Here is a 12320-nt window from a genome sequence, read left to right on the forward strand (position 1 = left end):
CGTGCTGCGCGGAGAAAGCAAGCGGCTTACTGCCGGAAATCAAACTTGTAGGCGAGAAAGGAGCGGTCAAGGTGGCGGATGACCCGTTTCAGGCCGAGCAGATTGGCCACGCTGAACTGCACCTCCCAGGTGCTGGCCGCCGCGTCCGGGCTGCCGCTCAGGCGGCTGACCTGCGTCACCCGCAGCTCTTCCGGCCCCTCAGCCAGGCGGCTGAAGAGGTATTTGGACGTGATCTCGGCGACAATGAATTTCTGCGGCTTGGGCACCGGCGTGCTGCTCTGCCGCCAGCGCACCTCCACCGCGTCCTCGCGCTGAAATTTCAGCTTTTTCAGCTGAAAGCAGTCCTTGCAGTGAAGGGAGATGCCGCGCAGGCTGAGCAGGCCGACCAGCCCCCGGTCCAAGGGCGTGGGGCGGCAGCAGGCCGAGGATTTGACCACCACCGGATCAATGGTGGTCAGCTCGATGCGGTTGAGGATGCCGGTGGGCTGATGCAGCACCATGTCCCGATTCTGGAGCAGGCCGCTGCTGATTTCATAAATCAGCTCGCGCATGTGAATGCGGCCTTGCCCGACCCGCTGGAGCAGCTCCTCATTGGAGGAAATGTTGAAATAGAGCAGGATGTGCTCCATGCCCGGATGCTCGATCAGGTCAAAAGGCAGGCCGTAGCGGCGCATCTCCTGCTCCAAGACCGCCCGCCCGGTGCTGACCGCCACATGCTTGATCCGCTCGCGGAAGGCTTTGGCCAGCTCGCTGCGGGCGCGCGGGGTCTGGCACCTGCTCTGCATCTCCAAATCGAAATCCACCGGCAAGTCCTGGCGGATGATGCGCACCACGCTGCCGTCCTGAAGCATGTCGCCCGGCTCAGCCCGTTTTTTGCCGATCATCGCCCCGACGCAGCTATGGCCGATGTCGGTGTGGATATGAAAGGCGAAGTCCAGCACCGCTGAATGCACGGGCAGGCAGATCAGGTCGCCGTCCGGGGTGTAGGTGTAGATTTCCTTGCGCCCGCTGGCCGCGATCATGTCCCGGTAGGAGACCGCGTCGTCGCTGCCGAGAATGTCGAACATCTCCTTCAGCTCGGTCAGGAAGCGGTCCAGCTTGCGGTCGCTGGGGTTCCAGTCTTTGACTAAGCCGCAATGGGCACTGCGGGCCATCTCCTCGGTGCGGATCTTGAAGAGATATTTGCCGCCGTCAATGATCGCCTTGGCGTGCAGGCCCTGATAGCCGGTGGGCTTGGGATTGGCGATGAAGTCGCGGATGGTGCGCGGCGCAGGCGGGAAAATTTCGTTGAGGATGCCAAGGATCTGATAGCAGCTGATCCGCTCGCCGGTGGTGATCAGGATTTCCTGCGGGATGTCAATCTCCGTGCGCAGGAGATGGTTCTTTGGATCGTAATAGCCCCAGAGGCCCTTGGTGCGGATGACCACGCTGGCCGCGATGCCCGCCGCTTTCAGGGCGTTTTCAATCTTCGCGGTCAAGGCGGCAAGGGCCGGGTTGCTCTCTAATCTGCCGATATGCTGCTGGAGCTTGTGCCCCTGCTTGGGAAATTTGTTGCGCAGGGCGCGGTTGTACAGCTCCCGCTTGACTGCGAACAGGCCGAGGATGGTGGCTAACGGCGCGTAGAAGTCCAGCGTCTCGTCAGCGATGCGCTGCCGCTTGTGGCGGGGCATCGAGTCGAGGGTGCGCAGGTTGTGCAAGCGGTCGGCGATCTTGACGATCATCACCTCTGGCCGGGCTGCCGCGCCGGTAAAAAGCTGGCGATGCACCAGCTTCTTCAGAGCCTGCTTGTCGCCGCTGTGGTGCTTGACCTTGGTGCAGCCGACAACTATGGCCTCGACCGTCTGGCCAAACTTCTCCCGGATCAGGGCCGGAACAATCTCCTCCACGTCCTCGATGGTGTCATGGAGCAGGGCGGCGGCGAGGATCTCGGCATTCTTAATGTCCAGCTCCTCAGCGAGAATGCGGGCCGTGGAGCAGGGATGGATGATGTAGGGATCGCCGGAGCGGCGCATCTGCCCTTCATGCGCGGCAACGGCGAAGTCCAGCGCCTCATAGAAAAGCCGCGCTGCCGGGCCGCTGCCGATGAGGGCCTCCATCTCGCGGCGGTACTGTTCCAAGTCAAATCGTTTCGCGTCCATGCTTCCGTCCTTTGCGGGCTTCCTCTTTGCGGCTTTGTAGTGTACACTGATGCTCTTAGATAAGCAAACAGTGTTCCGTCACAAAAGGAGCGGCATGGCACCAAAACGACAAAAAGACAAGCGGCGGCAGGATCATCACCACCATCCCCGCCGGAAACGGCATGAGCAGGACATTCCTCTGAGCGAGCGGCTGCTTGCCTTCCTCAGCCGCCAGCAGGAGCCGCTGACGCTGGCCGCCGTCTGCGGCGGCCTCGGCCTGCCGGAGCAGGAGCGGAACTTGGTCAAGGAGGCCCTCGGCGTGCTGGAGAAGGCGGGCCAAGTCAGCCGCAGCGGCCAGCACTGGCAGGCGGCGGCGCAGCGCGATCTGCTCCGGGCGCGGCTCTCAATGACCAGCAAGGGCTTCGGCTTCGCGGTGCTGGAAGGCAACGTGGCCCGCCAGCAGAAGGATGTTTTCATCCCTGCCTCAGGCTTGAACGGCGCGGGGCATGGCGACACCGTGCTGGTGCGGATGATCGGCTCGTCGTCATCGCGGCCTGAAGGCGAGGTGGTGGAGATTGAGAAGCGCGCCTACACCCATCTCTGCGGCGTGTACGTGGGCGGCCGCAGCATGGGCGAAGTCACGCCGGACAGCGACAAGCTGCCCTTCACCGTCCGGGTCAAGCGGAGCGAGTCACTGGATGCCGAGGACGGCATGGCCGTGCTGGTGGAGGTGCTTGACTACGGCACGCCGCAGCGGCAGCCGCTGGGCCGGGTGGTGGAGGTGCTGGGGTTGCCGGACAGCGTGCCGGTGCAGCTGCGCATGGCGGTGCAGCAGTTTGACCTGCCCCGCGTCTTCCCGCCGGAAGTGGAGGCTGAGGCCGCCGCGCTCGTGCCGCTGACTGAATTGGACAAAGGCCGACGCGATTTGCGCCATCTCCGCCACGTCACCATTGACGGAGCCACAGCCAAGGACTTCGACGATGCGGTTTGCGTGCAGAAAACGCAGCAGGGCTGGCGGCTCTTTGTCTCCATCGCCGATGTCAGCCACTATGTCCGGCCCGGCACTGCCCTTGACCGCGAGGCGTATCAGCGCGGCACCAGCGTCTATCTGCCGAACATGGTGCTGCCGATGCTGCCGGAGCGGCTTTCCAACGACCTCTGCTCGCTCGTGCCGGAGCAGGATCGGCCCGCCTTCACCGCCATTCTTGATTTCGACGCGCAGGGCCGCCGGACAGGGGCGAAGTTCGCCAAGAGCCTGATCCTCAGCCACTGCCGCTTCACTTACGACACGGTCAACGAGCTGATCTATCTGCGCGACAAAGCTGCCCGGCAGACGTACAAAGCGCATCTTCCCATGCTGGAGAAGGCCAAGGAGCTGGCCGCCTTGCTCGCCGAGCAGCGCAGCCGACGCGGCTCGCTCGGCTTCACCATACCAGAGGCCGACATCCGCCTTGACGGCAACAAAATCGCTTCAGTCAGCAGGCTGAAGCGCAATCAGGCCCATCTGCTGGTGGAAGAATTCATGCTTGCGGCCAACGAGGCTGTGGCCGAGGAATTGGATAAGGCGGAGATGCCGGTGCTCTTTCGGGTGCATGAGAATCCCGACCCGGAGAAGGTGCGCGACTTCATCGCCACGGCCGCCGCGATGGGCGTGGAACTGCCCAAGCATTCCATTGGCCCGGCCTGGTTTGCCGAAGTGCTCGCCAAGACCAAGGGCAGCCCGGCGGAGTACGTGGTCAACAACTTGCTCCTGCGCACCATGCAGCGGGCCAGATACACGCCGGAGAACCTCGGCCACTTCGGCCTTGCCGCTGAGTACTACCTGCACTTCACCTCGCCCATCCGCCGCTACCCGGACTTGGTCGCCCACCGCGTCCTCCAGAACCTGCTGACCAAGAAGAAGACTGCGCCGGTGCTGTCTGAGGGCGAGACGCTGGAGGCCGCAGGTGGCTTTCTCTCCGGCAGGGAGCGGACAGCGGTGGAGACCGAGCGCGACGCGCAGGCCCGGCTGGCTGTGCTCTTTCTGCGGGAGAGGGTGACGGAGGAGTTCGACGCGGTCATCTCCGGGGTGACTTCCTTCGGTCTCTTTGTCGAGCTGGTCGAATGCCTGATCAGCGGCGCAGTGCCGGTCAAGGAGATGAAGGATGACTGGTATCGCCACGACAGCACCGGCCACCAGCTGCTCGGCGAGCGCACAGGCCGCCGCTACCGTCTCGGCGACCTCATCCGGGTGCGGCTGGTGCAGGTGGATCCGCTCAGTCGCAAGCTGACCTTTGCCGTGGCGGGCTGAAGCATGGCCGGGCAGGATGAGCTGAAGCCGCTGGCCGCCGGTTTGAGCGGCCTGACCGAGAGCTGGGGCCATCAGAAGTATCTGCTCGGCCTGACTAAACGCTGGCCGAAGATGGTCGGCCCGGTCTTGGCCGCCAACAGCCTGCCCGCCTACTTCCTCAGCACGGAGCTGTGGATTTACACCACGCACGCGATCTGGATGCAGCAGCTCGGTTTCGCCAAGCCGGAGCTGCTGGCCAAGGTCAATGACTTCCTTCAGGAATACGGCGGCCCGCAGGTCGCTGACCTGCGCTGGACGCTTCAGCCCGCTGATTTTCCCGCCCTGCCGACGGAGAAGCCTGAGCCGCCGCCTGCGCCGGTTGATCCAGAGCGCGAGCGGGCTTTCCGGCGGCTGGCGGATGCCATCGCCGACCCGGAGGCGCGGGAGGCTTTCTGCCGCTTCTGGCGGCGGGTGGAGTCCATGCGGAACAGCTGAAGCCGCAGACCTTTTCCCTTGCATCTTCGTCCGTTCCGAGTAAAATCTTTCCTGATTTCACTTCCGCCTGCATGACTCAGGCTGCTTCGCGGTCAGCGCATTGTTTTTGACCCGTCAGAATAACAACACCTTTCTCCGCGTGAACAACATGGATTACCGGGACACCCTGAACCTGCCCAAGACCAAGTTCAACATGAAGGCCAGCCTGAGCCAGAAGGAGCCGCAGTATCTGGAACGCTGGGACAGGGAGAGGCTGTACGAAAAGCTCCAGCAGGCTGCGGCGGACCGGCCCCTGTTCATTCTCCATGACGGCCCGCCCTACGCCAACGGCAACATCCATCTCGGCACGGCCTTCAACAAGGTGCTCAAGGACATCATCCTCAAGTCGCGGCGGATGGCCGGGTTCAACGCGCCTTACGTGCCGGGCTGGGACTGCCACGGCCTGCCCATCGAGCACAACGTGGACAAGGAGCTGGGCGAGCGCAAGGAAGTGATTTCCACGCTGGAGAAACGGGCCGCCTGCCGCAAATACGCCGAGCAATGGATTGCCGCGCAGAAGGGGCAGTTCCGGCGGCTGGGCGTGCTCGGTGACTGGGACAATCCCTATCTGACCATGAGCTACGGCTACGAGGCCGCCATTGCCCGCGAGTTCAACAGGTTCTTGCTCAATGGCGGGGTGATCCGCTCGAAGAAACCAGTCTATTGGTGCTCCAGCTGCCGCACCGCCTTGGCTGAGGCCGAGGTTGAGTATTATAACCACAGCTCGCCCTCAATTTATGTTAAATTCCCCTTTGCCGACGATTTCAGCGGGATCATTCCTGAGCTGGCCGGGCAGGAGCGGAAGGTCTCTGTCCTGATATGGACCACCACCCCGTGGACGTTGCCTGCCAACATGGCCGTGGCCTTCCACCCGGATTTCGTTTATGCCGCAGTCGCAGTGCGAGACGAAATCTGGATCCTTGCCAAAGAGCTGGTGGAAAAATGCTTCACCGAATTCGGCATCACGGACTACAGCGTGCTCTGCACCTTCTCCGCCAAAGGCTTGGAGGGCAAGAAATGCCGCCATCCTTTCTTCGAGCGCGACTCGCTCATTGTCTTGGCGGATTATGTCACCGCTGATTCCGGCACCGGCTGCGTCCACACCGCGCCCGGCCACGGCACGGACGACTACCTCACCGGCCTCCGCTACGGCTTGGAGGTGCTCTCACCCTTGGACGACGCAGGCCAGTACACCGCCGATGCCGGGAAATACGCAAGCCGCCGCATCCCGATGGTCAATCGGGAGATCAACGACGACATGGCAGCCGCCGGGGTTTTGGTCAAAGAAAGCGAGATCGATCATTCGTACCCGCACTGCTGGCGTTGCAAGAAGCCGGTCATCTACCGGGCCACCAAGCAGTGGTTCATCTCAATGGAGCAGAACGGACTGCGCGAGAAGGCATTGGCCGCAATCAAAAAAGTGCAATGGACACCTGCCTGGGGCGAGCAGCGCATTCAGGGTATGGTGGAAGGGCGGCCTGACTGGTGCCTGTCCCGCCAGCGCTCGTGGGGCGTGCCGCTGACTGTACTGACCTGCGCCAGCTGCGGCGAGATCCTCAAAGATGCGGCAGTCTGCGCCAAAATTGAGGAGCTGTTCGAGCAGGAAGGCGCGGATGCCTGGTTCCAGCACGAGGCGGCGGATTTTGTTCCTGCCGGGACGCAGTGCGCCTGCGGCTGCGCCAAGTTCGAGAAAGAGCACGACATCCTTGATGTCTGGTTCGATTCCGGCGTGAGCCACGCGGCGGTGCTGGAGGCGCGGCCTGAGCTGCGCTCACCTGCGGATTTGTACCTTGAAGGCAGCGACCAGCATCGCGGCTGGTTCCAGTCCTCGCTGCTGACTTCGGTCGGCACCCGTGAATGTGCGCCGTTCAAGGGAGTGCTGACCCACGGCTTTGTCGTGGACGGCAAGGGCAAGAAGATGTCAAAATCCTTGGGTAATGTCATTCTGCCGCAGGAAATGATTGACAAATTCGGGGCGGAGATACTCCGTCTCTGGGTGGCCTGCGAGGACTACCGCGATGATGTAAAGGTCTCCGAGGAGATCCTCCGCCATGTCGCTGATGCCTACCGCAAGATCCGCAACACCGTCCGCTTCCTCCTCTCCAATCTCAGCGACTTCGATCCGGCCAAGGACAGCGTCGGGCCGGAGCAGCTGCGCGAATTAGACCGCTGGGCCTTGGCCCGCTATGCCGAGCTGGTGCGCCGGACGGAAAAGGCGTACGAGAGCTACGAATTCCACTCCATCTACCACAATCTGATCAACTTCTGCGGCATCACCATTTCCAGCCTGTATGCGGACATCCTCAAAGACCGGCTCTATTGCTCCGGCACCAATGCGCCGGGCCGCCGCGCCGCGCAGACCGTGCTGCACCGGATTCTGGACGGCCTGCTCCGCCTGATGGCCCCGATTCTCAGTGTCACTGCTGCCGAGGCATGGGAGCATCTGCACGGCCTGGACGAGAATTCGCCCATTGAGCAGTCGGTCTTTTTTGCTGCATTCCCCAAGGTTGATGACATCACCACTGATGCCGAGCTGGACACGCGCTGGAACCGCCTGCTGGCTCTGCGCGGCGAAATCACCAAGGTGCTGGAGGGTGCGCGGCGGGATAAGGTGATCGGCCTGTCGTTAGATGCCGAGGTGCTGCTGGTCGCCGAAGGCGAGCTGGCCGGATTCCTCAGCGGCAAGGAGGAGCTGCTGCGCGAGCTGTGCATAGTCTCCAGCCTTAAAATCGCCAGCACCGCGGACGAGGCCGCCTTCACCGCCTCCGAGGAAATCGCCGGGCTGAAAATCGCTGTCCGGCCCGCGCCAGGCGGCAAATGCGAGCGCTGCTGGATGATTTCCTCCAGTGTCGGCCAAGACAGCGAGCATCCGTCCCTGTGCAGCCGCTGCGCCGTTGTTGTCCGCAATCTGGCAGGCTGATCATGCTCCGGTTTCTGCTCATCATGCTGCTGGTCGTGATCAGCGACCAGCTCACCAAGCTCTGGATTGTCGAGAACTTCGCCCTGCACGACTCGCTGCCGGTCATCCCCGGCTTCTTCAACCTCGTGCTGGTGCACAACACCGGCGCGGCCTTCGGGATGCTCTCCAACATGCCGCTGCTCTGGCGGCAGGTCTTTTTTGTCGGCGTGGCCGCTGTCGCAGTGACCGTCTTAGTGATCATGCAGCGCAGGCTGGGCGGTCAGCATCCGCTCTATCCGGTCAGCTTCGGCCTGATCAGCGGCGGCGCGGTCGGCAACGTGATTGACCGGCTGAAACAAGGGTCGGTGATTGACTTCCTTGACTTCCACATCAAGGAGCATCACTGGCCCGCGTTCAACGTCGCTGATTCGGGCATCACAGTTGGAGTCTGCCTCTTTCTGCTCGTGCAATTCTTAGAAGAGCGGGCGGAGAAAAGAAAACAGCAGGCGGACTGACGAGGTCAGTCCGTTCACTTTATTTCTACAGAACAGGATTGCAATGTCTGATTTTCAAAATGTGACCGTCTTAAAAAAGGCGAACATCTACTTTGATGGCAAAGTGACCAGCCGCACGGTCGTCTTTGCGGACGGCTCCAAGAAGACCCTGGGCATCATGCTGCCCGGCGAGTACGAGTTCAACACCGATGCCAAGGAGCTGATGGAGATTCATTCCGGCGAGCTGGACGTGCTGCTGCCGCAGAATTCTGGCTGGCAGGCGGTCGCAGGCGGCCAAGCCTTTGAGGTGCCTGCGAATTCGAAGTTCAAGATGCAGGTCAAGACAGTGATCGATTACTGCTGCTCGTTCTTGGCGGACTGAGCAGCGCAGCGCGAGCGCATGATGAGACAAGCGCGGCCAAGACGCAGCCTGCTGAAATATCTGCCCTTGGCCGTGCTCATCATCGCGCTGGGCCTGCCTGCCAGACTGGCGCCGAACCTGCTGCCGCCGTGGTATGTCGCTTATGCCGGTGATTTTCTCTGGGCGATGCTGCTGTATTTCGTCTGCGCCCTGACGCTGCGCCGCAGCGCGAAACAGACGTTCCGCATCGCGCTGATCATCGCCTGTCTCATTGAAGTGTCGCAGCTTTTCCATCCGCCTTGGCTGGAATATCTCCGTTCTGTCAGGCCGCTGGCCTTTGTCCTCGGCTTCAGCTTTCTCTGGTCGGACATCGCCGCCTACATGCTGGGCATCGCTTTGGCGGCGGCGATTGACAGAGCTTTCCTCAGCAGAACGACATGACTGCGGTCCCAGATTTCGCCGCATGATTTTTTCCACCCTCATCTCTCTCGAACAAGGAGCTTCCCATGAGCAAGCACTATCTCAGCAAACTGTTTGAACCGAAGTCTGTCGCCGTGTTCGGGGCCAGCGACCGTGAATGCGCAGTCGGCAACTTGGTGTTTAAGAACATGATCGAGGGCGGCTTCGCAGGCGAGGTCTATCCGATCAACCCGAAGCGCGACGAGGTGCAGGGCCGCAAGGCCTATCCTGACCTGAAAAGCATCGGCCAGCCCGTTGACTTGGCGGTGATTACCACGCCGGCAGCGACTGTGCCGGGCATCATCGAAGCCTGCGGCAACTACGGCATCCGCTCGGCGGTGATCATCTCGGCAGGTTTCCGGGAAATCGGGCCGCAGGGTCTGAAGCTGGAGCAGGCGGTGCTGGAGACCGCCCGCCGTCACGGGCTGCGCTTTGTCGGGCCAAACTGCCTCGGCATCATGCGGCCAGAGACCGGCCTCAACTGCACCTTCAACAAGGGCGGGGCTAATCCGGGCAACATCGCCTTGGTCTCGCAGTCCGGTGCGCTCTGCACGGCCATCCTCGACTGGGCGGCGGCCAACAAGATCGGCTTTTCGACGGTGGTATCCACCGGCATCTCCGCAGACATAGACTTCGGCGACGTGCTGGATTACTTGGTCAACGATCCGAAGACCAAGAGCATTCTTCTGTATATCGAGGGCATCCATAACGCGCTCTCCTTCATGAGCGGCCTGCGGGCGGCGGCACGCTTCAAGCCGGTCATCGCCCTTAAGGTGGGCCGCCACGCCAGCGGATCTAAAGCGGCAATGTCGCATACCGGCGCGCTGGTCGGCGCGGACGATGTGTTCGACAGCGCCCTGCGGCGGGCGGGCGTGCTGCGCGGCCTGCGCATCGCCAACCTCTTCTCCGCCGCTTCCACACTGACCTTTCCGATCAAGGCGGGCGGCGAGCGGCTGGCGATCATCACCAACGGCGGCGGCCCTGGCGTGATGGCCACTGACCGCGCCGCAGACCTTGGCCTGCCGCTGGCCGAGCTGAGCAAGGAGACCGTCAAAAAACTGGACGACGTGCTGCCGCCGACTTGGTCTAAGGCAAACCCGGTGGATATCATCGGTGACGCGACCCCGGAACGCTACGCCCAGGCGGTGGCCGCCTGCATGGACGACCCCGGCGTGGATGGACTGCTCGTCATTCTGACTCCGCAGGCGATGACCGACCCTGCGGGCGTGGCCCAAGCCTTGGTTGCCTTAGGCAAGACCAAGGGCAAGCCGCTATTGACCTGCTGGATGGGCGAAATCCAAGTGGCGGAAGGCCGCAGCATCCTCCGCGATGCGAACATCCCCACCTTCAATACGCCAGAGACGGCGGTGGATGCCTTCTCCTATCTCGTCAATCACAGCCGCAACCAGAAGCTGCTGCTGGAAACGCCGGAGCCGATGTCGCTGGATGAAGTCCCGGACGTGGAAGGGGCGCGGTTGATCATCGAGAGCGCGCTGGCTGAAGGCCGCAAAGTCCTCAGCGAGGTGGAGTCCAAGGCCGTGCTGAAGGCCTTCCATATCCCCACCGCTCATGCCAGCATTGTCCGCTCGCCCAACGAGGCACTGGTGCAGGCGGAGAGCATCGGCTTCCCAGTGGCTCTGAAGATCAACTCGCCGGACATCACCCACAAATCAGACGCGGGCGGCGTGCGGCTCGGCATCAGCAACGCACAGGCCGCCCGCAGCGCCTACAACGAGATGCTGGCTGCCGTGCGCAAGAACCGGCCGGAAGCCCGCATTGACGGCGTGACCATTCAGCCGATGCTTCAGCGGCCCAATGGCCGCGAGCTGCTGGTGGGCATTGTCACGGATCCGGTCTTTGGCCCGGTTATTACCTTTGGTGCAGGCGGCATCGCGGTCGAGGTGATGGGCGACCGGGCCGTGACTCTGCCGCCGCTCAACCACAAGCTGGTGCAGGATCTGATCGGCAAGACAAGGGTTTCCAAGCTGCTCGGTGCCTTCCGCCACATGCCGCCGACCAACATGGACGCGCTGGAGCAGGTGCTGCTGCGGGTTTCGGAGATCGCCTGCGAGCTGCCCTTGGTCAAGGAATTGGACATCAATCCGCTGATTCTCGATGAAAACGGGGCTATAGCTGTGGATGCCCGCATCGTGGTCGATTACCACGTGCAGACCTCTGACCGCTACAGCCACATGGCTATTTATCCCTATCCCTCGCATCTCGTCACCAAGCGGCAGCTGCCCAACGGCATTGACATGGTCATCCGGCCCATCCGTCCGGAAGACGTGGAGCTGGAGCAGACCTTTGTCCGCAACCTCTCCGAGCAGACCAAGTATTTCCGCTTCATGCAGTCCATGAGCGAACTCAGCCCGCAGATGCTGGCTCGCTTCACTCAGATTGACTACAACCGCGAGATGGCCCTCATCGCTGTGGTGCCGGACAGCGAGGGCAAGGAGAAGCAGATCGGCGTGTCCCGCTACAGCATCAACCCGGACGGCAGAAGCTGTGAGTTTGCCATTGTCGTGGCTGACGAATGGCAGCGGCAGGGCATTGCGCACCTGCTCATGCAGCAGCTGATTGCCACCGCCCGCAACCAAGGCCTCCAGATCATGGAAGGCGATGTGCTGTCCAACAACCACGACATGCTCACCCTTGCCGAGAAGCTGGGCTTCAGCATCAGCACCGGCGATGAAGACGGCGATGTCGCGCATGTGGTGTTGAGGATGTAGGGTGCAGCTCAACCAGTAAGCATCATTTCTTTTTACTCAATTGTCGGCAATAGAGGTTAATGCTTTATTGGGTATTGTCATAGAAGTTTCTCAAGTACAAGGAACAGTTGAATCATGAACCAATTAAGGCAAGCAGTGGTGGTTATTCATGGTGTTGGTGAGCAACGTCCCATGGAAACGCTCAGGAGTTTTGTGAAAGCCGTTCTGCCTAGCACGTTAGAAAGTGCGCAGAAAAAGTACCGCAGCAAACCTGATCAAATGAGTGAGTCTTTTGAGCTTAGGTGTTTGCAGGCTCCTAACGATCGGGAATCGCGTCGGCCTATTACGGATTTCTATGAGTACTATTGGGCGCATCACATGCGTGATTCTAAATACAGTTCAGTGCTGTCTTGGCTTGCAGGACTATTGGTTCGATCACCTTGAAAAATCCCCCTGACGCTACGCCCGATTTACTTAGC

9 protein-coding genes are annotated in these 12320 nt (G+C 61.6%); 8 read left to right on the forward strand and 1 reads right to left on the reverse strand.

Annotation, left to right across the window (positions count from 1 at the left end; genetic code table 11):
* Positions 1-26: 26 nt before the first annotated feature.
* Positions 27-2138, reverse strand: a complete 2112-nt coding sequence (locus ACNKH3_RS03275) for an HD domain-containing protein (protein ID WP_420208237.1) — start codon at positions 2136-2138, stop codon at positions 27-29.
* A 94-nt stretch (positions 2139-2232) separates the two neighbouring features.
* Here ACNKH3_RS03275 and rnr point away from each other — a divergent pair, with 94 nt between their 5' ends.
* The 8 genes from rnr to ACNKH3_RS03315 all read left to right on the forward strand — a co-directional run bounded on the left by rnr (position 2233) and on the right by ACNKH3_RS03315 (position 12285).
* Positions 2233-4407, forward strand: coding sequence for a ribonuclease R (rnr, locus tag ACNKH3_RS03280; protein WP_420208238.1), 2175 nt, complete (start codon positions 2233-2235; stop codon positions 4405-4407).
* A gap of 3 nt (positions 4408-4410) precedes the next feature.
* On the forward strand, positions 4411-4881 hold the full coding sequence (locus tag ACNKH3_RS03285) for a DUF721 domain-containing protein (protein WP_417916241.1): 471 nt from the start codon (positions 4411-4413) through the stop codon (positions 4879-4881).
* A 148-nt stretch (positions 4882-5029) separates the two neighbouring features.
* Positions 5030-7840 (forward strand): isoleucine--tRNA ligase, encoded by a 2811-nt coding sequence (gene ileS / locus ACNKH3_RS03290; RefSeq protein ID WP_420208257.1) that lies wholly within the window; start codon positions 5030-5032, stop codon positions 7838-7840.
* Between the two features lie 2 nt (positions 7841-7842).
* A complete protein-coding gene (gene lspA / locus ACNKH3_RS03295; RefSeq protein WP_417917187.1) occupies positions 7843-8334 on the forward strand; it encodes a signal peptidase II in 492 nt (163 codons plus the stop codon).
* A gap of 43 nt (positions 8335-8377) precedes the next feature.
* Entirely contained in the window at positions 8378-8695 is a 318-nt protein-coding gene (locus tag ACNKH3_RS03300) for a pyrimidine/purine nucleoside phosphorylase (protein ID WP_417917186.1), read from the forward strand.
* An 18-nt stretch (positions 8696-8713) separates the two neighbouring features.
* Positions 8714-9115 carry a DUF2809 domain-containing protein gene (locus ACNKH3_RS03305; protein WP_417917185.1) on the forward strand — a complete coding sequence of 134 codons (402 nt, stop codon included), beginning with the start codon at positions 8714-8716 and terminating at the stop codon, positions 9113-9115.
* 65 nt (positions 9116-9180) lie between these two features.
* Positions 9181-11862, forward strand: coding sequence for a GNAT family N-acetyltransferase (locus ACNKH3_RS03310; protein WP_420208239.1), 2682 nt, complete (start codon positions 9181-9183; stop codon positions 11860-11862).
* A 114-nt stretch (positions 11863-11976) separates the two neighbouring features.
* Complete coding sequence (locus tag ACNKH3_RS03315) at positions 11977-12285, forward strand: hypothetical protein (protein WP_420208240.1); 309 nt, start codon at positions 11977-11979, stop codon at positions 12283-12285.
* Positions 12286-12320 lie beyond the last annotated feature (35 nt).

The sequence above is a fragment of the Candidatus Electronema sp. JC genome (assembly GCF_048287365.2).
Lineage (GTDB): Bacteria > Desulfobacterota > Desulfobulbia > Desulfobulbales > Desulfobulbaceae > Electronema.

Bases quoted from the DNA above. Each gene is read 5' to 3' on its own strand.
- ACNKH3_RS03275 (WP_420208237.1), bottom strand. From the start codon at position 2,138: ATGGACGCGAAACGATTTGACTTGGAACAGTACCGCCGCGAGATGGAG.
- rnr (WP_420208238.1), top strand. From the start codon at position 2,233: ATGGCACCAAAACGACAAAAAGACAAGCGGCGGCAGGATCATCACCAC.
- ACNKH3_RS03285 (WP_417916241.1), top strand. From the start codon at position 4,411: ATGGCCGGGCAGGATGAGCTGAAGCCGCTGGCCGCCGGTTTGAGCGGC.
- ileS (WP_420208257.1), top strand. From the start codon at position 5,030: ATGGATTACCGGGACACCCTGAACCTGCCCAAGACCAAGTTCAACATG.
- lspA (WP_417917187.1), top strand. From the start codon at position 7,843: ATGCTCCGGTTTCTGCTCATCATGCTGCTGGTCGTGATCAGCGACCAG.
- ACNKH3_RS03300 (WP_417917186.1), top strand. From the start codon at position 8,378: ATGTCTGATTTTCAAAATGTGACCGTCTTAAAAAAGGCGAACATCTAC.
- ACNKH3_RS03305 (WP_417917185.1), top strand. From the start codon at position 8,714: ATGATGAGACAAGCGCGGCCAAGACGCAGCCTGCTGAAATATCTGCCC.
- ACNKH3_RS03310 (WP_420208239.1), top strand. From the start codon at position 9,181: ATGAGCAAGCACTATCTCAGCAAACTGTTTGAACCGAAGTCTGTCGCC.
- ACNKH3_RS03315 (WP_420208240.1), top strand. From the start codon at position 11,977: ATGAACCAATTAAGGCAAGCAGTGGTGGTTATTCATGGTGTTGGTGAG.